Raw genomic sequence first — 22,890 nt, forward strand, 5'->3', positions numbered from 1 at the left:
GTGTGGAGGCGACCGCCCAGTACGTCCGGCCCCGTACGACTCCGACTCCTCCGCCCAGGCATCGCGCCATCCGGTGCCCCACCGGCGCGGAGACATACCACCTCGTCATCCGTGTCCCTCGCGCCGAACCTGAGGGGATCAACGTCCAGCGCGCTCCGGGCCGGACCAAGTCCGACGCGGGCGCCCGAGCCGTCGTATCCACGGCCTTCCTGCGCGAGGAGTTGAGACAGCACCTCGCCTCGTTCGCCGAGATGAGCCTGACGGCTTGGTCTTCTTCGGCGAGAAGGGGGCACCGTTCCGAAGCACATCCTCCGGACGGAAGCGGCGCCGTGCCCGAGTCGCCGTCGAGCTCCCAGACGACCTTTCGTTTCTACGACTTTCGTCACACCGGACACACGCTCTCGACCCGTTCCAGGCCACTCTCAAGGACACGGTGGTCCGCGCCGGACAGTCCTCCGGGAAGGCCGCGCTGATCTACCAGCACTCCGACGAGGAGCGGCAAGAGGAGGTCGCCGCCGGCCTCGACGCCACCGTGCGGAAGGCTCGGGCGGAGGCGGCCAAGAAGACGGCCGACAAGCCTTCTGGCACGGATCTGGCACGCGGCGACTGATCGCCGGACACAACAACAAGGCCCAGGTCTCTGACCTGGGCCTTCAGCATGGAGCGGGTGACGAGAATCGAACTCGCGCTCTCAGCTTGGGAAGCTGATGTTCTACCATTAAACTACACCCGCGTATGTACGGACATGGGGTTCGGGGAATCCCTTGTCCGGACGCTCGCTCACTCTACATCATCTCGGGAGCCGAGTGTTCCCAGGGCGTGGGATCCGGCTGCGGGGGGCGTGAGTTGGGGCGTACCGTGGGGGCCGGAGTGCCGCCTGGAGAGTCGTCTCTTTGATCCCGTAATGTGGCTTTTGGCGTCCGGGCAGAACGCCGGACGCGGCTCTTGGGGAAGGGACTTGAGGGACTTGATGCAACGCACCGTCGTCCGCTGCGCGGACGGGCACGTCTTCAGCACCGCTTCGTTCCCGATGCAGCAGGCCGAGCGGCTCGGCCCCGGCCGGCTCGTGCGGTGTCCGCGATGCGCCCGGCTGCGGAGCGCGGTGCCTGTCGTGTTGGAGAAGCGGTAGGCGGAGAGTAGTGCAGTACCCGCCGTAGTCGGGGCGTGACCGGGAGCGCGCGGCGCCGTCGTGATTGCGATGGTTCCGCGCGCCTTGCGTATCCTCGCTACGTGCTTCTCTCAGACAAGGACATCCGGGCCGAGATCGACGCCGGGCGGGTACGGATCGATCCCTATGACGAATCCATGGTGCAGCCGTCGAGCATCGACGTGCGGCTGGACCGGTACTTCCGGGTGTTCGAGAACCACCGCTACCCGCACATCGACCCCTCCGTCGAGCAGGCGGACCTGACGCGGCTGGTGGAGCCGGACGGGGACGAGCCGTTCATCCTGCATCCCGGGGAGTTCGTGCTCGCCTCCACCTACGAGGTCATCACGCTGCCCGACGACCTCGCCTCGCGACTCGAGGGGAAGAGTTCGCTCGGGCGGCTCGGGCTGGTCACGCACTCCACCGCCGGGTTCATCGACCCCGGCTTCAGCGGGCACGTCACCCTCGAGCTGTCCAACCTCGCCACGCTCCCCATCAAGCTGTGGCCGGGCATGAAGATCGGGCAGCTGTGCATGTTCCGGCTGACCTCGCCCGCCGAGTCCCCGTACGGCAGTGAGCGCTACGGCTCGCGGTACCAGGGGCAGCGCGGGCCGACCGCCTCGCGGTCCTTCCTCAATTTCCATCGGACCCAGGTGTGAGGGCGACTACAGCATGAGCAGCGCAGATGTGCGGGAGAATCTGACCTACGAGCGGTTCGGCACCGCTATCCGGGAGCTGGCGCAGACCATCGCCGACGACGGGTACGAGCCCGACATCGTGCTGAGCATCGCCCGGGGCGGTGTCTTCGTCGCGGGCGGGCTCGCCTACGCCCTCGACTGCAAGAACATCCACCTGGTCAACGTGGAGTTCTACACCGGTGTGGGGACCACCCTGGAAATGCCGGTCATGCTCGCCCCCGTTCCCAATGTGATCGACTTCTCCGACAAGAAGGTCCTGATCACCGACGACGTCGCCGACACCGGCAAGACGCTCAAGCTCGTCCGCGACTTCTGTCTGGACACCGTCGCCGAGGTGCGCTCCGCGGTGGTCTACGAGAAGTCCCACTCGCTCGTGAAGTGCGAGTACGTGTGGAAGCGGACCGACGACTGGATCAACTTCCCCTGGAGCGTCGAGCCGCCCGTCGTGAAGCGGGCCGGGCAGATTCTCGACGCCTAGCCCCCCGGCGCGCAGACATAGGAGACACAGGAAAGGGGCCCCGTGCAGGGGCCCCTTTCCTGTGCACCGGTATCCAGCCGGTACCTAGAACGTGCCGAGCTTCACGATCGACAGCAGCGCGATCAGCTGGATCGCCGACGCGCCCAGCGCCCTCGGCCAGGGCAGGTCGTGGGAGCGGGAGACCATCAGGGTCAGCAGGGCGCCGGCGCCGAGCCAGGTGGCCCAGCCGAGGATCTGGACGAAGCCGGCGTCGCCGCCGAAGAACATGGCGACGATCAGCCGGGGCGCATCGGTGAGGGCCGTGATCAGCATGGACAGGCCCACCGTGGGCTGCCAGGCGCCGTCGCCGCCGAGCTGGCGGGCCAGGGTGTGGGTGACCGCGCCGAGGACGAACAGGCCCAGCACCATCACGATCGCCGTCACCAGCACGATCGGCACCGCGTTGGACAGGGTCGCGCTGATCGCGTCCTCGCGGGCGCCGTCGAAGCCGAAGACGGCGAGCAGGCCGTAGAGGAAGGTCACGATGAGGGCGGGGATCCACATCGTGTAGTCCCGCATGCGCAGGAACGTCTCGTTCGGGGCGAGCACGATCCCCTTCAGCAGGTCCTTCCAGTGCAGCGGCGGGCCGATCGGGGCGGCCGGCGCGGGGGCCGAGCCGGCCTGGTAGGTCGCCCCCTGCGTGTAGCTCGCGGCTTCGTCGACCGAGAAGGCCTGGGTGTGACCCGGCTGGTTCGCCGCGTAGGGGTCGTGCCCGGCGTGGCCGCCGCCCTGGTGGCCGCCGTCACCGAAGTACTCGGGGCCGTCGTCCGCGGGTCCCGGGTAGCCGTAGGGCTGTCCCTGATGCGGGTACGGCGGCTGTGGTGCCGACGGGTAGCCGTACGAGGGGCCCGCGGGTCCCGAGGGGCCCGGGCGGCCGTACGGCGGCTGCCCGTACGCCGGTCCCCCGGGCTGTGCGGGGCCGTGCCCGTGTCCGTACGCCGGTCCCTGGGGCGCCTGCTGTCCTTGGGGGGTACGGTCGTCCCTGCCCCCGCGTCCGATCCTGAATCCAGCCACGTCATCGAACGTACCTGGTCCGGCGGGCCCGCGTGACGGGGCCTGTGGCCTTCGCCCGGCTTTGCGGCCGACCTGTGACATCCCCTAAGGGACCGTCAGCCACCGCACCCCGAATTCCCTCGGGGTTCCACGCCGTTCGGCGGGGCCTCATGGTCCAGGATGGGTCCATGAGCGTAGTGAAGATCAACGTGCTGACCGTTCCCGCCGAGCAGCGGGAGGTGCTGGAGAAGCGGTTCGCCTCGCGGGCCCACGCGGTGGAGAACTCCGACGGCTTCGAGTGGTTCGAGCTGCTGCGGCCCGTGGAGGGCACCGACCAGTACCTCGTCTACACCCGCTGGCGGGACGAGGAGTCCTTCCAGGCCTGGATGGAGGGGCCGATGAAGGCCGCGCACCAGGGCGGCGGCGAGGGTGGCGGCGCGGGCGGTGAGCGTCCCAAGCCGGCCGCCTCCGGCTCGACCCTGTGGTCCTTCGACGTGGTCCAGCAGGCCGGCCCCAAGGGCGCCTGAGCCGGGCCGACAGCGGATACCGGTCCCCAACGGTGCCTGAGCCGGGTCGACAGCGGATACCGGTCCCCAACGGTGCCTGAGCCGGGTCGACAGCGGATACCGGTCCCAACGGCGCCTGAGCCGGGCGATCCCGTGGAGCCCCCGCCGAGAACACGACGGCGCCCCCTGCCTGTGCGAAGCAGGGGGCGCCGTACGCCGGGGGGGGAGCGGAGCTACTTCACCGGCTCCGGCTCCGGCGCGCTCTCGGTCTCCGCGTCACCCGCCGGGTCGACCGGCGTCTTGACGGACTCCAGGAGCAGCTGGGCGACGTCGACCACCTGGATCGACTCCTTCGCCTTGCCGTCGTTCTTCTTGCCGTTCACCGAGTCGGTGAGCATGACCAGGCAGAACGGGCAGGCGGTGGAGACGATGTCCGGGTTGAGGGACAGGGCCTCGTCGACGCGCTCGTTGTTGATGCGCTTGCCGATCCGCTCCTCCATCCACATCCGGGCACCGCCGGCGCCGCAGCAGAAGCCGCGCTCCTTGTGGCGGTGCATCTCCTCGTTCCTGAGGCCCGGGACCTTGCCGATGATCTCGCGCGGGGGCGTGTAGATCTTGTTGTGGCGGCCCAGGTAGCAGGGGTCGTGGTAGGTGATGATGCCCTCGACCGGGGTGACGGGGATCAGCTTGCCCTCGTCCACCAGGTGCTGGAGCAGCTGGGTGTGGTGGATGACCTCGTAGTCGCCGCCGAGCTGCGGGTACTCGTTGCCGAGCGTGTTCAGGCAGTGCGGGCAGGTCGCGACGATCTTCTTCGCGGACTTCGGCTTCTTCGTGGCCGGGTCCTCGTCGTCCTCGCCGAAGGCCATGTTCAGCGCGGCGACGTTCTCCATGCCGAGCTGCTGGAACAGCGGTTCGTTGCCCAGGCGGCGGGCGGAGTCACCGGTGCACTTCTCGTCGCCGCCCATGATCGCGAACTTCACGCCCGCGATGTGCAGCAGCTCGGCGAAGGCCTTGGTGGTCTTCTTGGCGCGGTCCTCCAGGGCACCGGCGCAGCCGACCCAGTACAGGTACTCGACCTCGGTGAGGTCCTCGATGTCCTTGCCGACGACCGGGACCTCGAAGTCGACCTCCTTGGTCCACTCCAGGCGCTGCTTCTTCGCCAGGCCCCAGGGGTTGCCCTTCTTCTCCAGGTTCTTGAGCATCGTGCCCGCCTCGGAGGGGAAGGCGCTCTCGATCATCACCTGGTAGCGGCGCATGTCCACGATGTGGTCGACGTGCTCGATGTCCACCGGGCACTGCTCGACGCAGGCGCCGCAGGTGGTGCAGGACCACAGCACGTCCGGGTCGATGACGCCGTTCTCCTCGGCGGTGCCGATCAGCGGGCGTTCGGCCTCGGCCAGCGCGGCCGCGGGAACGTCCTTGAGCTGCTCCTCGGTCGCCTTCTCCTCGCCCTCCATGGTCTTGCCGCCGCCCGCGAGCAGGTACGGCGCCTTGGCGTGCGCGTGGTCCCGCAGGGACATGATCAGCAGCTTCGGCGAGAGCGGCTTGCCGGTGTTCCAGGCGGGGCACTGCGACTGGCAGCGGCCGCACTCGGTGCAGGTGGAGAAGTCCAGCAGGCCCTTCCAGGAGAACTGCTCGACCTGGGAGACGCCGAAGACGTCGTCCTCGCCCGGGTCCTCGAAGTCGATCGGCTTGCCGCCCGAGGTCATGGGCTGGAGCGCGCCGAGCGCGGTGGAGCCGTCGGCGTTGCGCTTGAACCAGATGTTCGGGAAGGCCAGGAAGCGGTGCCAGGCCACACCCATGTCGGTCTTCAGCGAGACCGTGATCATCCAGATGAAGCTGGTCGCGATCTTCAGGCCGGCGAAGAAGTAGGTGAGGTTCTGGAGCGTGGAGAGGTCCATCTCGCGCAGCCAGGCGACGACCGGGTACGAGATGAAGAACGAGGCCTCGTAGCCGTCGACGTGGTGCTGGGCGCCTTCGAGGGCGTGCAGCATGAAGATGCAGACGCCGACGATGAGGATGACGGTCTCGACGAAGTACGCCTGGCCGAAGTTGGAGCCGGCGAAGCGGGACTTGCGGCCCGGGTCGCGGGGGTGGCTCAGCTGGCGGATCGCGATCAGCACGAGGATGCCGATCACGGTCATCGTGCCGATGAACTCGACGTAGACGTTGTACGGTGCCCAGTCACCGAGGACCGGCAGGATCCAGTCCGCCTTGAACAGCTGCCCGAACGCGTTGACGATCGTCAGCAGCAGGGTGAAGAAGCCGACGGCGACGAACCAGTGCGCCACGCCGACGATGCCCCAGCGGTTCATCCGGGTGTGGCCGAGGAACTCCCGGACCACGGTCAGGGTGCGCTGTGTGGGATCGTTGGTCCGCGTGCCGGCCGGTACCGGCTGGCCCAGCCGCATGTGGTTGTAGATCTGGAGGAGGGCGCGGCCGAACAGTGCCACGCCGACCACGATCAGGACCAGCGACACGATGATCGCGGCGAGTTGCATTGGGGCTCCTGAAGCGGCCTCGGTCGGAACGAGCTGTCTGGGCTGACGAACATTACTAAGCGGTAACTTATGTAGTCCGTCTGAGACTACCCCCATCTTCCGTCGGGATGCAGCAGAGCGCGGGGTGATCTGGATCGCCGCCAGGCAATCGGATCGTGTTATTCGTACCGAATTGATACTTTCGCCCCTACCTTAGAGCCGTGCTCTACGGGATCGCCGCCGCTACCGCCGCCCTCCTCCTGACCGCCGTGCTCGCCGCGGCGCTCCGGGCGCCCGCCCTGCGGGCCGGGATCCTCGACCGGCGCCGGCAGCGTCCCCTCCCGCTGCTCGGCGGGCTCGCCGTGGTGGCCGTCACCTGCCTGGTCGCCGGCATGGGGCAGTGGAGCCGGGTGGCCCCGCTCGGGGAGGGTGTCGGGGAACTGCTGACGGCCGCCGCCGCGATCGCCGCCCTCGGCCTGGTGGCCGACGTGTGGCGGCTGCGTGCCCGGGTGCTCGCCGCCGGGACGGCCGTGGCGGCGGTCTGGGTGGTGCCCTACGACGACACCGGTCTGCCCGGCGGGCTGCTGGCCGTCGGCTGGATCGTGCTCACCACCCTCGCCTTCCGGGGGCTCGACCACGCCGACGGGCTGGCCGGGACGGTCGGGGTGATCACCGCCTTCGGGGTGGGTGCCTGCGCCGCCGCCGAGGTGATGGACGGCCTCGCCGTACTGCTGAGCGTGGTCGCCGCCGCCCTCACCGGCTTCCTGATGCACAACTGGCATCCCGCGCGGATCGGCCTCGGCGCGTGCGGCTCGTTGTTCACCGGGTTCGTGCTGTCCTCCGCCGTCGTCTTCACGCGCGCGGGGTACGCGCTCGGGCCGAGCGCGGCGGTGGTCTTCTGCCTGGGTGCCGTCGCCGTCGCCGACGCCCTGCTCGTGGTGCTCGCCCGGACCACCGCCCGGCGCCCGCTGCTGCGGCGCGGCCCGGACCACCTCGCGCACCGGCTGCGCCGGCTCGGGCTCACCCCGCCGGGGTCGGTCGTGCTGCTGGGGGCGGCCTCGTTCTCCTCGGTGCTGGTGGGGGTACTGGTGCACGCGGGGTGGACGGGGGAGGGTGCCGCCCTCTGGGTCGGCGGCGCGGTCGTCGTCGCCGTGGTCGCCCTCGTACTCCTTCGGATGCCTGTCCAGCAACCTCCTCGTACGGCGTCTACGCAGGTCAGCGGGCACTTGCGTGTAAGGAGCGGATAAGAGTTGAGTCCGATTGACTCAGGTCTGTTGACCCCGCGGGTCTCCTCGGGCACACTTGAGCCTGTTCCACTCAAGTCAGCTGGAGGAATCAACCATGGCACGTGCGGTCGGCATCGACCTGGGCACGACTAACTCCGTCGTCAGCGTTCTGGAGGGCGGCGAGCCCACCGTCATCACCAACGCCGAGGGTGCCAGGACCACGCCGTCCGTCGTCGCCTTCGCCAAGAACGGCGAGGTGCTCGTCGGCGAGGTGGCCAAGCGCCAGGCGGTCACCAACGTCGACCGGACCATCCGGTCCGTGAAGCGGCACATGGGCACCGACTGGAAGATCGGGCTGGACGGGAAGGACTTCAACCCGCAGCAGATCTCCGCGTTCATCCTGCAGAAGCTGAAGCGGGACGCCGAGGCATACCTGGGCGAGAAGGTCACGGACGCGGTCATCACCGTCCCGGCCTACTTCAACGACTCCGAGCGCCAGGCGACGAAGGAGGCCGGCGAGATCGCCGGTCTGAACGTCCTGCGGATCGTCAACGAGCCGACCGCCGCGGCGCTCGCCTACGGCCTCGACAAGGACGACCAGACGATCCTCGTCTTCGACCTCGGCGGCGGCACCTTCGACGTGTCGCTGCTGGAGATCGGTGACGGCGTCGTCGAGGTGAAGGCCACCAACGGCGACAACCACCTCGGTGGTGACGACTGGGACCAGCGCGTCGTCGACTACCTGGTCAAGCAGTTCCAGTCCGGCCACGGCGTGGACCTGTCCAAGGACAAGATGGCCCTCCAGCGCCTCCGCGAGGCCGCCGAGAAGGCCAAGATCGAGCTGTCCTCCTCCACCGAGACCTCGATCAACCTGCCGTACATCACGGCGTCCGCCGAGGGCCCGCTGCACCTGGACGAGAAGCTCACCCGCGCCCAGTTCCAGCAGCTGACGGCCGACCTGCTGGAGCGCTGCAAGACGCCGTTCCACAACGTCATCAAGGACGCCGGCATCTCCATCAACGACATCGACCACGTCGTGCTCGTCGGTGGCTCCACCCGTATGCCCGCCGTCGCCGAGCTCGTCAAGGAGCTGACCGGCGGCAAGGAGGCCAACAAGGGTGTGAACCCGGACGAGGTCGTCGCCATCGGCGCCTCGCTCCAGGCCGGTGTCCTCAAGGGCGAGGTCAAGGACGTCCTGCTGCTCGACGTCACCCCGCTGTCCCTCGGCATCGAGACCAAGGGCGGCATCATGACCAAGCTGATCGAGCGCAACACCACGATCCCGACCAAGCGCTCGGAGATCTTCACCACGGCCGAGGACAACCAGCCGTCGGTGCAGATCCAGGTCTACCAGGGCGAGCGCGAGATCGCGGCGTACAACAAGAAGCTCGGCATGTTCGAGCTGACCGGTCTGCCGCCGGCGCCGCGCGGCGTCCCGCAGATCGAGGTCTCCTTCGACATCGACGCCAACGGCATCATGCACGTCACGGCGAAGGACCTCGGCACCGGCAAGGAGCAGAAGATGACCGTCACCGGCGGCTCCTCGCTCCCGAAGGAAGAGGTCGACCGCATGCGCGAGGAGGCCGAGCGCTACGCGGAGGAGGACCACAAGCGCCGCGAGGCCGCCGAGACCCGCAACCAGGGCGAGCAGCTCGTCTACCAGACCGAGAAGTTCCTCAAGGACAACGAGGACAAGGTCCCCGGCGAGGTCAAGACCGAGGTGGAGTCCGCCGTCGCCGAGCTGAAGGAGAAGCTCAAGGGCGAGGACACCGCCGAGATCCGCACCGCCACCGAGAAGGTCGCGGCCGTCTCGCAGAAGCTGGGCCAGGCCCTGTACGCCGACGCCCAGGGCGCCCAGGCCGCCGGCGGCGCCACCGCCGGTGACGCCAAGGACGACGACGTCGTGGACGCCGAGATCGTGGACGACGAGCGCAAGGACGGTGCCGCGTGACGGAGGAGACCCCGGGCTTCGAGGAGAAGCCCGACGTCCCCTCCGGCGCCACCTCCGACGACGCCGAGCCGAAGGCCGCCTCCGAGGAGGGGGCGGCCCCGGCCGGGGACGGGAACGCAGAGAACGCCGGCCTGGTCGCCCAGCTGGACCAGGTGCGCACGGCGCTCGGCGAGCGCACGGCGGACCTCCAGCGCCTCCAGGCCGAGTACCAGAACTACCGCCGCCGCGTCGAGCGCGACCGGGCCGCGGTCAAGGAGATCGCCGTGGCGAACCTCCTGACCGAGCTGCTCCCGGTGCTCGACGACATCGGCCGGGCCCGGGAACACGGCGAACTGGTCGGCGGCTTCAAGTCGGTGGCCGAGTCGCTGGAGACCGTCGCGGCCAAGATGGGCCTGCAGCAGTTCGGCAAGGAGGGCGAGCCCTTCGACCCGACGATCCACGAGGCCCTGATGCACAGCTACGCGCCGGACGTCACGGAGACGACCTGCGTGGCGATCCTCCAGCCGGGGTATCGCATCGGCGAGCGCACCATCCGCCCCGCGCGGGTGGCCGTGGCCGAGCCGCAGCCCGGCGCGCAGACCGTCAAGGCGGACCAGGCGGAGGACGCCGCCGAGGAGAACACCGCGGCGGACGGCGACAAGGAGAACGGTGGCCCGGACGAGGGCTGACGTGACAACGCAGGGGAAGGAGGGACGTCGGGGATGAGCACCAAGGACTTCATCGAGAAGGACTACTACAAGGTCCTCGGCGTCCCCAAGGACGCCACCGAGGCCGAGATCAAGAAGGCGTACCGGAAGCTCGCCCGCGAGTTCCACCCGGACGCCAACAAGGGCAACGCCAAGGCCGAGGAGCGCTTCAAGGAGATCTCCGAGGCGAACGACGTCCTCGGTGACCCCAAGAAGCGCAAGGAGTACGACGACGCGCGCGCGCTGTTCGGCAACGGCGGCTTCCGCCCCGGACCGGGCGCGGGCGGCGGCTCCTTCAACTTCGACCTGGGCGACCTGTTCGGTGGTGCCGCCCAGGGCGGAGGCTTCGGCGGCGGCATCGGTGACGTCTTCGGGGGCTTGTTCAACCGGGGCGGCGCCGCGGGTCCGCGGACCCAGCCCCGGCGCGGCCAGGACGTCGAGTCCGAGGTGACGCTGAGCTTCACGGAGGCCATCGAGGGCGCCACGGTGCCGCTGCGGATGTCCTCCCAGGCGCCCTGCAAGGCCTGTTCGGGCACCGGCGACAAGAACGGCACACCGCGCGTGTGCCCGACCTGCGTCGGCACCGGGCAGGTCGCACGGGGCTCCGGCGGCGGCTTCTCGCTCACCGACCCCTGCCCCGACTGCAAGGGCCGCGGTCTGATCGCCGAGCACCCCTGCGAGGAGTGCAAGGGCAGCGGACGCGCCAAGTCGTCGCGGACGATGCAGGTCCGCATCCCCGCGGGGGTGACCGACGGCCAGCGCATCCGGCTGCGCGGCAAGGGCGCGCCCGGCGAGCGGGGCGGCCCGGCCGGCGATCTGTACGTGGTCGTCCACGTCGGGGAGCACCCGGTGTTCGGGCGCAAGGGCGACAACCTCACCGTCACCGTGCCGGTGACGTATCCCGAGGCGGCCCTCGGCGGGGAGGTGCGGGTGCCGACCCTCGGCGGCCCGCCCGTCACTCTGAAACTGCCCCCCGGCACCCCGAACGGCCGTACGATGCGGGCCCGGGGCAAGGGCGCGGTCCGCAAGGACGGCACCCGCGGCGATCTGCTGGTCACCGTGGAGGTGCGTGTTCCCAAGGACCTGTCGGGGAAGGCTCGTGACGCGCTGGAGGCGTATCGCGAGGCGACCGCGGGCGAGGACCCGCGGGCGGAGCTGTTCGAGGCCGCGAAGGGAGCTTGAGAGAGATGGATGGCCGTCGACCCCGCCAGCGCGGGGGTTTCTCACCGTACGAACTGACCGATGAGACCCCGGTCTACGTCATCTCGGTGGCGGCCCAGCTCTCCGGACTCCACCCGCAGACGCTGCGCCAGTACGACCGTCTGGGCCTGGTCTCCCCCGACCGCACCGCCGGCCGGGGGCGGCGCTACTCGGCCCGTGACATCGAACTGCTCCGCCAGGTCCAGCAGTTGTCGCAGGACGAGGGCATCAACCTGGCCGGCATCAAGCGGATCATCGAGCTGGAGAACCAGGTCGCCGCGCTCCAGTCCCGGGTCGCGGAGCTGGAGGCGGCCCTGGACGGCGCGGCGGCGGCGATGCGGCAGCGCGAGGCCGCGGTGCACGCTTCTTACCGGCGTGACCTGGTGCCGTACCAGGAGGTCCAGCAGACCAGCGCGCTGGTGGTGTGGCGGCCCAAGCGGCAGCAGCAGGACTGAGAGGCGCCTGCAGGCGCGTGCAGAGGGGCCCGGGACGATCCGGGCCCCTCTCGCGTTGTCCGGGGGTCCGCCGGGACGCCGTGGCGGTAGTTTCGCCTCTGGCTGGATTTATTCGTTGCTCCGGCCGAGTCACAGCGCGGCCCCGGACCGTCCGCGATCACGACTCGTGGCGAACCGGGCCGGTTGTGCGGATCTGGTCCGCCCGGTGAACTTCCTTGAAATGGAGGGTGGGTAAAGACCCCTTGCAGGTGGTTTCGCGTGACCTTCACAGAGGCAGCTGAGCGTGGTGTTGCGCACTCGTTAAGTGATTTTTCTTGACGCCGGGTGGGCGCTCCGCGTTGTCTTTTCAGACATCTGGTCGTAGCGCAGTACCCCTCCGTACCACACCTGAAGTGAGCCCCCGAATGCGTCGTATCGCCATATCCGTGGCCGCCTCCACGATGACCCTCTCGCTCGCCGGCTGCGGCGTGCTGAACGCGACGGAGGACGGGGCGAGCGCGAGCCCGACCAAGGGCGACGACGTCACCGTGGGCCTGTTGCTGCCGGAGAAGGCCAACGCCCGCTACGACAAGTTCGACTACCCCATCATCAAGCGCAAGGTCGCCGAACTCACCAGGAACAAGGGCAAGGTCGAGTACGCCAACGCCGAGGCGAGCGCCGCCCGCCAGGCCGAGCAGCTGCGGAACATGATCGACGCCAAGGCCGACGTCATCCTGCTGGACGCGGTGGACGCGCACGCCATCGCCGGCGAGGTGCAGAAGGCCAAGGACGCGGGCATCCCGGTCATCGCCTACGACCGCCTGGCCGAGGGACCGATCGACGCCTACGTCTCCTTCGACAACGAGCTGGTCGGCGAGGTGCAGGGCCGGACCCTGCTGGAGGCGCTGGGCTCGACCGCCGACATCTCCGACAAGATCGTGATGATGAACGGCTCGCCCACCGACCCCAACGCCAAGCAGTTCAAGGAGGGCGCGCTCTCCGAGCTGAACGGCAAGGTGACGATCGCCGACAGCTACGACACCACGGACTGGAAGCCGGAGAACGCCGAGGCGAACATGGCCAAGGCGATCGCCAAGCTCGGCAAGGCGAACATCGCCGGTGTCTACTCCGCCAACGACGGCATGGCGGGCGGTGTCATCAAGGCCCTGAAGGCGGCCGGCGTCACCAGTCTGCCCCCGGTCACCGGCCAGGACGCCGACCTGGACGCGGTGCAGCGGGTCGTGGCCGGCGAGCAGTACATGAGCGTCTACAAGTCCTACCCGGACGAGGCCGAGGCCGCCGCGCAGATGGCCGTCATGCGGATCCAGGGCAAGGACATCCAGTTCGACGCCCTCACCCAGGACCGGGTGGACAGCCCCACCACCAAGGACATCCCGGCGCGGCTGCTCCAGGTGAGCGCGCTGACCAGGAGCACCGTCAAGGACACGGTCATCGCGGACGGTATCTACTCGGCCGAAGACATCTGCACCGCCAAGTACAAGACCGCCTGCGCGGCGATCGGGCTGAGGTGACCGGTCCGACGGTGCGCCGGTCCGGTGCCTGACCGGCGCTGCCGGAGCCGCCGGTGCGCCGCCACCCCCGCCCTGGTGTGATGTGAAGGCCGAGCGCCACGCAAACCCGGGCGGAACGGGACCACTTGGGCGGTGCCGTCGGAGTACCCGTGTTGCGGACCCGGTCGGCGCCGCGCATAGTTGCGCTGCGGAAGTGGCAGCACACCGGGGGTGAAATGGGCGATGGCCGGGCGCGGGGCGGAGGAGCATCCTCACGGTGCCGACCGGCTGTGTGAGGCCGGGGATCGGGTGTACTCCCGTGCCGTGCGCCGGGGGCGGGTGCCGCGCTCGGACGCCGAGCCCGTGCCCTGCCTGCTGGACTTGGCGCTGCTGCACCCCGATCCCGACGACATGGACTGGCTGGTGCCGACCTCCCCGCAGGAGGTCATGACGCGGCTGCTGCGCGGGGTCTACGACGAGGTCAGCGCGAGCCAGCGGCGGGTGGGCTCGGCGGTGGCCGCGTTCGAGTGGTACGCGGGCCTGGGCCGGCAGCGGGACGCCCTGGCGGCACCGGCCGAGGGCAGCGCCATCCGGGTCCTGGACGGGCTGGCCCGCATCCAGGCCGCGATGGACGAGGCGACCGAGGCCTGCACCACCGAGGTGCTCACCGTGCAGCCCGGCGGCATCCGGCGGGAGGCGGAACTCACCGAGGGCCTGCACCGGGCGCTGGCGCTGCGCGGCCGGGGCGTGCGGATGCGCGACCTGTACACGCACGTGGCGCGGCACGGGCAGGGGCTGCTGAACTACCTGGAGCTGATGGGCGACACGGTGGAGGCCCGGACCCTGGACGAGGTCATCGACCGGCTGATCCTCTTCGACCGCACGGTGGCCTTCATCCCCGCCAACGCCGACCGCACGATGGCCCTGGAGCTGCGCCACCCGGCGCTGGTGGAGTATCTGGTGACGGTCTTCGAGCGGCTGTGGCGGCTGGCCATCCCGCTGACGGCGCCGCTGCCGGACACCGGTATCGAGGGAATCTCGCACCGGGAGCAGTCCATCGCCGCGCTGCTGGCGGAGGGTCACCAGGACGCGGTGATCGCCGAGCGGCTGGGCATCAGCGTGCGTACCTGCCGGGCGCACATCGCCCGGCTGTCGGAGACCCTGGGCGCGGCCAGCCGTACGCAACTCGGTGTGCGCATCGCGCAGGTGGGGCTGGACGGCCACCGACCGCCCCGGCCGGCCGGGGCGATGGCCGGCGCGGATCCGGAACCCCCGGCGGGCTGAACCGGGCGGGCCGGCTCAGTGGTCGCGGTCCAGGATGCCGGACTGGGCGATGAGATAGCCGAGCTGGGCGCGGCTGCCGCTGCCGAGGGCGTGGGCCAGCTTGGCGATGTGGGCCCGGCAGGTGCGTACGTTCATGCCGAGGCGGCGGGCGATGGCCTCGTCCACGTGCCCCTCGACCAGGAGCTTGGCTATGGAGTGCTGGACCTCGGTGATGCCGTCGGAGGCGGTCTCGTAGGGGGCGCCGGCGCTCAGCGGGACCGCGCGGGCCCACATGAACTCGAAGACCTTGATCAGATAGCGGACGAGCCCGGGGTGGCGCAGTTCGAGCGCGATCTCCCCGTCGTCCCGGGTGGGGATGAAGGCCACCGTCTCGTCGCAGATGATCAGCCGCTCGGCCAGTTCGTCGATCGTCCGGTACTCCACCTTGCCGTCGGCGAACTGGGCCACGTAGGCCAGCGTCTCGGGGCTGTAGCGGGCGGGGTGCTGGTAGAGGGTGCGGATGCGGCAGCCGCGCTCGATCAGCGGGCGGTCGCGCTCCAGGGCCTTGGCGAGGGTGTGTTCGAGCCGTCGGCGGCTCGGCTGGACCGTGAGCATCTCGCTCTGGCACTGGGAGGTGGCCAGATCCAGCGCCGCGTTGATCCGGTCAAGCCCTTCCAGCACGGTGATGGAGTGGGTGGTCGCCGTGGGCTGGGCGCTGATGTGCATGAACGGCTCGAAAGCGTCGGCGAGTTCGATGGACTCCCGGCGGCGCTGGCTGATCTCCTGCTCGATCGGGTTGAGCCGCTGGGCCAGGGCGATCGCCGGGGGCACCGGGCGCAGCCAGTTGGGGTCGTCGGGGTCGGGGTGGAGGAGGGCGTATTCCATCAGGCAGGGAGCGGTCTCCACGTCGGCGCGGGCTATGCGGCCCGTCCGGAGAGCGTTCCCGTACAGACGGCTCCCTTCCTCGCACAGGTCGGTCAGACCGTGGGGATGTGTCCGTTTAATCTCGTTTATCGCCAAATCTCCACCCCCCAGGGTCATGAACGTGCAGGAACATGATGCATCGTTTGTGTGGCCATGACGTGCCGGAATGGGCCATCGTCGTATCCGGACGGGGGAGAGGTGACCTTCACATGAGGACGAAGCCGACTATGCATAAGACAATGCTTCGCTCGGCGCTTGTCGCCGCCTTCTCCGCCGCCTTGGCCTTCGGCGTACTGACCGGTCATGCGGGGACGAAGGATGCTGTCGCTCAGGACAGCAGTTGGCGCGTACAGGCCGCTGCTGGCGCCGGCGCCGGTGACAGCAGCTGGGTGATCGTGGCGTCCGATGTCCCGGGCGACAGCTCGTGGGTCCCCCCGGCGGACAGCAGTTGGGCCGTGGAGTCATGACAACTCCACCCGACGACCGGTCCTTCCGTCGCGAAATGGCCACCGCCTACCGGTCCGGCTGGCATTTCATCGACCTGGTCACCGCCATCCCCCACAGCGGTGACTCGCTGATGGTGACCGTGTTCGGTGAGCCGGTCGTCGTCACCCGGGACGAGGACGGGGACGTGCGGGCGTACCGGTGCCTGCGCAGGCCGCGTGGCGCCCCGCAGCCGGTACGGTGTGCCATCCGGTACGGAATGATCTTTGTGAACCTGGACCAGCGGGACCACCGGCTCTCCGAGCCGACGGACTCCGACCTGAGGACCATCTCGGCCACCCCCCGCAGTGCCTGACGCGATTCCCCCGTCGTAAAAGATCGCTCAGGCGCTTCCCCCCGCAGCGGCGTCACCGTGACCTGAACACGGTGACGCCGCTGCCGTTTGCGGGGATATATCGAGGTATGCAGACATTTCCATGCTGGCCGAAAATCGCCGTTCATCAGGCGTTGCCGAGCATCCGGGAGACCTCGATCTCGATCACCACGCGCGCCGGATTCGGCCGGGGTGCGCGCTGATAGCGCTCGGCGTAGCGCCGCTCCGCCTCGGCCACCCGCTCCGGCTCGGTCCGCACCCGCGCCCGCCCCTCCAGCGTCGCCCAGCGCCGGCCGTCCACCTGGCACACCGCGACCCGGGCGCCCGCCTCGCCGGCCGCCGCCACGTACCGGGCCTTCGCGCTGGTCCCGCTGGTGATCACCCGGGCCAGCCGGGCCCCGGCATCGTAGGTCACCCCCACCGGGACCACGTGCGGGCTGCCGTCCGGGCGCAGGGTCGTCAGGGTGCACAGATGCCGTTCGCGCCAGAAGGCGAGGTACGACTCGTCGGGGGCGGACGGATCCGCGGAGTTCCTCGTCATGCGCGCAACCTAGCCGGTAGGCACTCCCGTTCGAAGCTTGAGTGGAATAGACTCAACTTTGTGTACGCTGGTTAAGTCAGCACTGGGAAGCGGTCGAGGAGGAGAACGCAGACGTGGACGCCGAGCTGACCAACAGGAGCCGGGACGCGATCAACGCCGCGAGCAATCGCGCCGTCACCGGGGGGCACCCGGACCTCACCCCCGCCCACCTGCTGCTGGCTCTGCTCCAGGGGCGGGACAACGAGAACATCACCGACCTGCTGGCCGCGGTCGACGCCGACCAGGCCGCCGTACGCTCCGGCGCCGAGCGGATCCTGGCCGGGCTGCCCAGCGTGACCGGGTCCACCGTGGCGCCGCCGCAGCCCAACCGCGAGCTGCTGGCCGTGATCGCCGACGCCGGCGAGCGGGCCAGGGAGCTGGGTGACGAGTACCTGTCCACCGAGCACCTGCTGATCGGCCTCGCCGCGCAGGGCGGTGCCGCGGGCGAACTGCTCACCCGGCAGGGCGCCGACGCCAAGAAGCTGCTGGAGGCCTTCAAGAAGGCCAGGGGAGGACGCCGCGTGACCACCGCCGACCCCGAGGGCCAGTACAAGGCCCTGGAGAAGTTCGGCACCGACTTCACCGCCGCCGCCCGCGAGGGCCGGCTGGACCCGGTCATCGGACGGGACCAGGAGATCCGGCGGGTCGTCCAGGTGCTCAGCCGCCGTACGAAGAACAACCCGGTCCTCATCGGCGAGCCCGGCGTCGGCAAGACCGCCGTCGTGGAGGGGCTCGCCCAGCGGATCGTCAAGGGCGACGTGCCCGAGTCGCTGAAGGACAAGCGGCTGGTCGCGCTCGACCTCGGCGCGATGGTGGCCGGCGCCAAGTACCGCGGCGAGTTCGAGGAGCGGCTGAAGGCCGTCCTCGCCGAGATCAAGGACTCCGACGGCCAGATCATCACCTTCATCGACGAGCTGCACACCGTCGTGGGCGCCGGCGCCGGCGGCGACTCGGCCATGGACGCGGGCAACATGCTCAAGCCCATGCTCGCCCGCGGCGAGCTGCGCATGGTCGGCGCCACCACCCTGGACGAGTACCGGGAGCGGATCGAGAAGGACCCCGCGCTGGAACGCCGCTTCCAGCAGGTCCTGGTCGCCGAGCCCTCCGTCGAGGACACCATCGCCATCCTGCGCGGGCTGAAGGGCCGCTACGAGGCCCATCACAAGGTGCAGATCGCCGACAGCGCGCTGGTGTCCGCCGCGACCCTGTCCGACCGGTACATCACCTCCCGCTTCCTGCCGGACAAGGCCATCGACCTGGTGGACGAGGCCGCCTCCCGGCTGCGCATGGAGATCGACTCCTCCCCGGTGGAGATCGACGAGCTCCAGCGCGCCGTCGACCGGCTGAGGATGGAGGAGCTGGCGATCGGCAAGGAGACCGACCCGGCCTCCCGCGAACGGCTGGAGAAGCTGCGCCGCGACCTCGCCGACAAGGAGGAGGAGCTGCGCGGCCTCACCGCCCGCTGGGAGAAGGAGAAGCAGTCCCTCAACCGGGTCGGCGAGCTGAAGGAGAAGCTGGACGACCTGCGCGGACAGGCCGAACGGGCCCAGCGCGACGGCGACTTCGACACCGCGGCCAAGCTGCTGTACGGCGAGATCCCGCAGCTGGAGAAGGAGCTCGAGGCCGCCTCCGCCGCCGAGGAGCAGGCCGCCCGGGACACCATGGTCAAGGAGGAGGTCGGCGCCGACGACATCGCCGACGTGGTCGCCGCCTGGACCGGCATCCCGGCCGGCCGGCTGATGGAGGGCGAGACGCAGAAGCTGCTGCGCATGGAGGAGGAGATCGGCAAGCGGCTGATCGGCCAGGGCGAGGCCGTACGCGCCGTGTCGGACGCCGTGCGCCGTTCCCGCGCCGGCATCGCCGACCCCGACCGCCCCACCGGCTCCTTCCTCTTCCTCGGCCCGACCGGCGTCGGCAAGACCGAACTGGCCAAGGCGCTCGCGGACTTCCTCTTCGACGACGAGCGGGCCATGGTCCGCATCGACATGTCGGAGTACGGCGAGAAGCACAGCGTGGCCCGGCTGGTCGGCGCGCCCCCCGGCTACGTCGGCTACGAGGAGGGCGGCCAGCTCACCGAGGCCGTCCGGCGGCGCCCGTACAGCGTGGTGCTGCTGGACGAGGTGGAGAAGGCCCACCCGGAGGTCTTCGACGTCCTGCTCCAGGTGCTGGACGACGGCCGGCTCACCGACGGCCAGGGCCGCACGGTCGACTTCCGCAACACGATCCTGGTGCTCACCTCCAACCTGGGCAGCCAGTTCCTGATGGACCCGCTGACCAGCGAGGAGCAGAAGCGGGAGCAGGTGCTGGAGGTGGTGCGGGCCTCGTTCAAGCCCGAGTTCCTCAACCGGCTGGACGACCTGGTGGTCTTCTCGGCGCTGACCAAGCCCGAGCTGGAGCGGATCGCCCGGCTCCAGATCGACCGGCTCGCCCGGCGGCTGGCCGAGCGGCGGCTCACCCTGGACGTCAGTCCCGAGGCACTGGCGTGGCTCGCGGAGGAGGGCCTGGACCCGGCCTACGGCGCCCGCCCGCTGCGCCGCCTGGTGCAGAGCGCCATCGGCGACCGGCTGGCCAAGGAGATCCTGTCCGGCGAGGTCAAGGACGGCGACACGGTCCGCGTGGACCGCTTCGGCGAGGGCCTGCTGGTGGGGCCGGCCACCGGGAAGACGCTCTGACGCGCCCTTCGGCCCCGGGCCGGGGGACCCGGCCCGGGGCCGGGCGCTCTGACACGGCCCTTCAGCTCAGGGCTGAGCGGTGGGTCGGGGCTTGCCACCCCCCTCCCCGCATGGGGGAGGATGGCGGCATCCGCATGAAGGGAAAAACACGGTGAGCATCGACCCGTCCTCGATTCCGAACTTCGGGGGCCAGCCCGAACCGCAGCCCCAAGGACCGGCGGGCCCCGTCCTCCCGGATCAGGACCTGGTGAAGCAGCTTCTCGACCAGATGGAGCTGAAGTACGTCGTCGACGAGGAGGGTGACCTCGTCGCGCCGTGGGAGCAGTTCCGCACCTACTTCATGTTCCGCGGGGACGAGCCCGAACAGGCGATCTTCTCGGTGCGGACCTTCTTCGACCGCCCGCACGCCATCGAGGACAAGCCGCGGCTGCTGGAGACCGTGGACGAGTGGAACCGCCGCACCCTGTGGCCCAAGGTGTACACCCACACCCACGAGGACGGCACCGTCCGGCTGATCGGCGAGGCCCAGATGCTGATCGGCACGGGCGTCGACATCAACCACTTCGTCTCCTCCACGGTCAGCTGGGTGCGGGCCGCGATCGAGTTCGACAAGTGGCTGGTGGAGCAGCTCGGCCTGGACCCGGAGGGCGGCGAGGGCGAGACGCCCGAGGGCGACGCCGAGTAAGACGGCCCCCCGCTCCGGCCGGGGGCCGTGCCCCCGGCCGGACGCGGCACCGCGCTCACATGGAGCGCAGCCGCTCCGCGGCCTCCCGCAGCACCTCCTCGCGCTTGCAGAACGCGAACCGTACGAACGGCGCCCCCGCCTCCCGGTCGTCGTAGAAGACCGCGTTCGGGATGGCCACCACGCCCGCCCGCTCCGGCAGGGCCCGGCAGAAGGCGAAGCCGTCCTTCTCGCCTAGCGGCCGGATGTCGGTGGTGATGAAGTAGGTGCCGGCCGGGCGGAACACCTCGAACCCGGCTGCCGTGAGCCCCTCGGCGAGGATCTCCCGGCGGGCCAGCATGCCCCGGCGGAACTCCTCGTAGTAGGAGTCGGGCAGCGCGAGTGCCTCGGCGACCGCGTACTGGAAGGGGCCGGAGGCCACGTAGGTCAGGAACTGCTTGGCCGAGCGGACCGCGCGGACCAGCTCCGGCGCGGCCGTCACCCAGCCGACCTTCCAGCCCGTGAACGAATAGGTCTTGCCCGCCGAACCGATGCTCACCGTGCGCTCGCGCATCCCCGGGAACGTGGCGAGCGGCAGGTGCTCGGCGTCGTCGAAGACCAGGTGCTCGTAGACCTCGTCGGTCACCACCAGCAGGTCCCGCTCGACCGCCAGCTCGGCGACGGCGGCCAGCTCGGCGCGGGTGAGGACGGTGCCGGTCGGGTTGTGCGGGGTGTTGACCAGCAGCAGCCGGGTGCGGTCGGTGACGGCCGCGCGCAGCTCGTCCAGGTCCAGCCGGAAGCGGCCCTCGTGCGGCCGCAGGGTCACCGGCACCCGCCGCCCGCCCGCCATCGCGATGCTCGCCGCGTACGAGTCGTAGTACGGCTCCAGCGCCACCACCTCGTCCCCCGGCTCGACCAGCGCCAGCAGCGCGGCGGCGATCGCCTCCGTCGCGCCCGCCGTGACCAGCACCTCGGTGTCGGGGTCGTAGGACAGGCGGTAGCGGCGCAGCTGGTGCGCGGCGATCGCGGTGCGCAGCTCGGGGACGCCGGGGCCCGGCGGGTACTGGTTGCCGCGCCCGTCGCGCAGCGCCCGTACGGCGGCTTCCCGGATCTCCTCGGGGCCGTCGGTGTCCGGGAAGCCCTGGCCCAGGTTGATCGACCCGGTCGCCACGGCGAGCGCCGACATCTCGGCGAAGATCGTGGTCCCGAACTCGGCGAGCCGGCGGTTGAGATGAGGGCGTGCGCTGGAGGTCATGCCCGTCATCCTGCGCTCAAGCTCTGGAGTTCCTCAACTCTGCTTTGGCCGCCGGCACGGCCGGGCAATTCCCCGGCACCGCGCGAGAGCGCGGTGACGGACGAGGCGCCCACGGGGGGCCGCTTCGGGGGAACGGAAGGAGGGTGGCGCCATGATCCTGGGCATCATCCTGGCGGTGATCGTCGTGGCGTTCATCGCGCTGGGCGGGAGGCGCGGAAACCGGCGGACGAGGCCGGTGTCCGGCAGGGGCCGCGGACGTGGCGGGGCGTACCGCAGGTCGTCCTCGTCGTCCTCGTCGGCCGCGGTCTACGGCGGCTCGGCGTCGGACAGCTGGTGGACCGGCGGTGACTCCGGCTCGTCCGGGCACCACGGCGGGCACCACGGGGGGCACGGGCACGGGGGGCACTCCTGCGGCGGGGGCTCGTCCTGCGGCGGCGGTTCGTCGTGCGGCGGGGGCTCGTCGTGCGGCGGTGGCGGGGGCGGATGCGGGGGAGGCGGCTGACACGGGGCAGCCGGCTTCCCGGAGATGAGGGGGGAACCGCATCCGGGCCGCACCGCGCCGGGCGTCCGCCGGACAGAGATCCGGCAGGCGCCCGGCGTGTCTTATTCACGACCGGCGCACGCCGTAGTTGAACACGTGAGCTGTGAGCCCCCCGAGGGATGGAAACCCAACGAAGTTGCGTAAAAACCCTGTGGCGGCAGCCTTGTTCATGGTTCCCTCTAAACGCCAACGCAGCCCCTCGAACGCCCCCTGACTCCGCATTCCGGCCGGGCCGGCTGGGCTGAAATTGGCTGATTTCCCCCCAATGCGTGTTAGCGGAGCCGATCCATGCTCACGACCCTGAACACCTCCTATACCGATACGCGCGCTGCCGACCTCGCCTGGGCCCTGGGCCGTGAACCGCTGCCCGCCCTGGCCACCCTCGACCTCGAACTCACCGGTGCCAGACTCCAGTTGCGGCTGCTCGGCGCCTCCCACCAGGTGCTCCTGGAGGAGGAGCGCGGCAACTGCTCGGAGACGGTCGCGTGCATCCCGGGCTCCAGCACCCCGCTGCCGCTGGGCGTCGCCAAACGGGTCGGCGACTGGGAGTACGAGTTCGCCGCCCGGGTCGAGGTGCTCACCCCCGGCTCGTTCGCGGGCCGCGCCCAGGAACTACTGGCCCTCGTCTCCGACCATCCGCACGGCCTCGCCGGAGTCTTCCCGGGCAGCCCGCACGCCTTCACCGCGATGCTGGCCCAGCGGCACGAGGGCCAGGTGCACTGGCGCACCTGGCACGCCTATCCGCAGGACGGACAGCTGGTGGCCACCCGGACCCGGGTCGGCGAGCGGGCGCGGGTGGCCCAGCCGGACTGAGCGGGTCTACGCCTT

Annotated in this window: 19 protein-coding genes, 1 tRNA gene and 1 pseudogene; 15 read left to right on the plus strand and 6 right to left on the minus strand. The window is 70.2% G+C overall.

Annotation, left to right across the window (positions count from 1 at the left end; translation table 11 throughout):
* Positions 1–146 precede the first annotated feature (146 nt).
* Positions 147–610, plus strand: a pseudogene (locus tag HB370_RS21630) (site-specific integrase); the annotation flags it as partial.
* A gap of 49 nt (positions 611–659) precedes the next feature.
* Here HB370_RS21630 and HB370_RS21635 read toward each other — a convergent pair.
* Positions 660–733, minus strand: a tRNA-Gly gene (locus HB370_RS21635).
* Positions 734–1,230: 497 nt separating this feature from the next.
* Between HB370_RS21635 and dcd the strand changes: the two genes are divergently transcribed.
* Together dcd and HB370_RS21645 are read left to right on the plus strand one after the other, a co-directional pair.
* A complete protein-coding gene (gene dcd, locus HB370_RS21640) occupies positions 1,231–1,806 on the plus strand; it encodes a dCTP deaminase (protein WP_030790799.1) in 576 nt (191 codons plus the stop codon).
* A gap of 13 nt (positions 1,807–1,819) precedes the next feature.
* Positions 1,820–2,323, plus strand: a complete 504-nt coding sequence (locus HB370_RS21645) for a phosphoribosyltransferase (RefSeq protein WP_030790803.1) — start codon at positions 1,820–1,822, stop codon at positions 2,321–2,323.
* 84 nt (positions 2,324–2,407) lie between these two features.
* On the opposite strand, the gene HB370_RS21650 is transcribed toward HB370_RS21645, so the two are convergent.
* Positions 2,408–3,457: a Yip1 family protein gene (locus tag HB370_RS21650; RefSeq protein ID WP_208974425.1), complete on the minus strand. Its 1,050-nt coding sequence runs from the start codon at positions 3,455–3,457 to the stop codon at positions 2,408–2,410.
* Between the two features lie 86 nt (positions 3,458–3,543).
* On the opposite strand from HB370_RS21650, the gene HB370_RS21655 reads away from it, so the two are divergent.
* The gene (locus HB370_RS21655) at positions 3,544–3,882 is read left to right on the plus strand and encodes an antibiotic biosynthesis monooxygenase (protein WP_030790809.1); all 339 of its coding nucleotides are present in this window, start codon (positions 3,544–3,546) and stop codon (positions 3,880–3,882) included.
* Between the two features lie 212 nt (positions 3,883–4,094).
* On the opposite strand, the gene HB370_RS21660 is transcribed toward HB370_RS21655, so the two are convergent.
* Positions 4,095–6,362, minus strand: a complete 2,268-nt coding sequence (locus HB370_RS21660) for a (Fe-S)-binding protein (RefSeq protein WP_030790812.1) — start codon at positions 6,360–6,362, stop codon at positions 4,095–4,097.
* A 200-nt stretch (positions 6,363–6,562) separates the two neighbouring features.
* Between HB370_RS21660 and HB370_RS21665 the strand changes: the two genes are divergently transcribed.
* From HB370_RS21665 to HB370_RS21695, 7 genes are all read left to right on the plus strand, one after another.
* Positions 6,563–7,588 (plus strand): MraY family glycosyltransferase, encoded by a 1,026-nt coding sequence (locus HB370_RS21665; RefSeq protein ID WP_030790816.1) that lies wholly within the window; start codon positions 6,563–6,565, stop codon positions 7,586–7,588.
* A gap of 94 nt (positions 7,589–7,682) precedes the next feature.
* Positions 7,683–9,518 (plus strand): molecular chaperone DnaK, encoded by a 1,836-nt coding sequence (dnaK, locus tag HB370_RS21670; protein ID WP_167513011.1) that lies wholly within the window; start codon positions 7,683–7,685, stop codon positions 9,516–9,518.
* Positions 9,515–10,186, plus strand: coding sequence for a nucleotide exchange factor GrpE (grpE, locus tag HB370_RS21675; RefSeq protein WP_030790819.1), 672 nt, complete (start codon positions 9,515–9,517; stop codon positions 10,184–10,186). Before dnaK ends, grpE begins: the two co-directional genes overlap by 4 nt.
* 33 nt (positions 10,187–10,219) lie before the next feature.
* Positions 10,220–11,386: a molecular chaperone DnaJ gene (dnaJ, locus tag HB370_RS21680; protein ID WP_030790822.1), complete on the plus strand. Its 1,167-nt coding sequence runs from the start codon at positions 10,220–10,222 to the stop codon at positions 11,384–11,386.
* Between the two features lie 5 nt (positions 11,387–11,391).
* A complete protein-coding gene (locus tag HB370_RS21685; RefSeq protein WP_030790825.1) occupies positions 11,392–11,859 on the plus strand; it encodes a helix-turn-helix domain-containing protein in 468 nt (155 codons plus the stop codon).
* Positions 11,860–12,263: 404 nt separating this feature from the next.
* On the plus strand, positions 12,264–13,370 hold the full coding sequence (locus HB370_RS21690) for a substrate-binding domain-containing protein (RefSeq protein ID WP_030790827.1): 1,107 nt from the start codon (positions 12,264–12,266) through the stop codon (positions 13,368–13,370).
* Positions 13,371–13,592: 222 nt separating this feature from the next.
* Positions 13,593–14,633, plus strand: coding sequence for a LuxR C-terminal-related transcriptional regulator (locus HB370_RS21695; protein WP_167513012.1), 1,041 nt, complete (start codon positions 13,593–13,595; stop codon positions 14,631–14,633).
* A gap of 15 nt (positions 14,634–14,648) precedes the next feature.
* Here the strand turns inward: HB370_RS21695 and HB370_RS21700 are convergent, their stop codons facing one another.
* Entirely contained in the window at positions 14,649–15,653 is a 1,005-nt protein-coding gene (locus HB370_RS21700) for a helix-turn-helix transcriptional regulator (RefSeq protein ID WP_078637742.1), read from the minus strand.
* A gap of 346 nt (positions 15,654–15,999) precedes the next feature.
* On the opposite strand from HB370_RS21700, the gene HB370_RS21705 reads away from it, so the two are divergent.
* Positions 16,000–16,335, plus strand: coding sequence for a hypothetical protein (locus HB370_RS21705; protein WP_030790839.1), 336 nt, complete (start codon positions 16,000–16,002; stop codon positions 16,333–16,335).
* Between the two features lie 145 nt (positions 16,336–16,480).
* On the opposite strand, the gene HB370_RS21710 is transcribed toward HB370_RS21705, so the two are convergent.
* Complete coding sequence (locus HB370_RS21710) at positions 16,481–16,894, minus strand: TIGR03618 family F420-dependent PPOX class oxidoreductase (RefSeq protein WP_030790844.1); 414 nt, start codon at positions 16,892–16,894, stop codon at positions 16,481–16,483.
* Positions 16,895–17,007: 113 nt separating this feature from the next.
* Here HB370_RS21710 and clpB point away from each other — a divergent pair, with 113 nt between their 5' ends.
* The gene (gene clpB / locus HB370_RS21715; RefSeq protein ID WP_030790847.1) at positions 17,008–19,605 is read left to right on the plus strand and encodes an ATP-dependent chaperone ClpB; all 2,598 of its coding nucleotides are present in this window, start codon (positions 17,008–17,010) and stop codon (positions 19,603–19,605) included.
* Positions 19,606–19,756: 151 nt separating this feature from the next.
* Positions 19,757–20,290: a YbjN domain-containing protein gene (locus HB370_RS21720; protein ID WP_030790849.1), complete on the plus strand. Its 534-nt coding sequence runs from the start codon at positions 19,757–19,759 to the stop codon at positions 20,288–20,290.
* Between the two features lie 55 nt (positions 20,291–20,345).
* Here HB370_RS21720 and HB370_RS21725 read toward each other — a convergent pair whose 3' ends face one another.
* The gene (locus HB370_RS21725) at positions 20,346–21,530 is read right to left on the minus strand and encodes a pyridoxal phosphate-dependent aminotransferase (RefSeq protein WP_030790852.1); all 1,185 of its coding nucleotides are present in this window, start codon (positions 21,528–21,530) and stop codon (positions 20,346–20,348) included.
* Between the two features lie 820 nt (positions 21,531–22,350).
* Here HB370_RS21725 and HB370_RS21735 point away from each other — a divergent pair.
* Positions 22,351–22,875 carry a DUF2617 family protein gene (locus tag HB370_RS21735; protein ID WP_030790858.1) on the plus strand — a complete coding sequence of 175 codons (525 nt, stop codon included), beginning with the start codon at positions 22,351–22,353 and terminating at the stop codon, positions 22,873–22,875.
* Positions 22,876–22,890: the final 15 nt, after the last annotated feature.

The organism is Streptomyces sp. DSM 40868 (assembly GCF_011820545.1).
Classification (GTDB): domain Bacteria; phylum Actinomycetota; class Actinomycetes; order Streptomycetales; family Streptomycetaceae; genus Streptomyces; species Streptomyces eurythermus.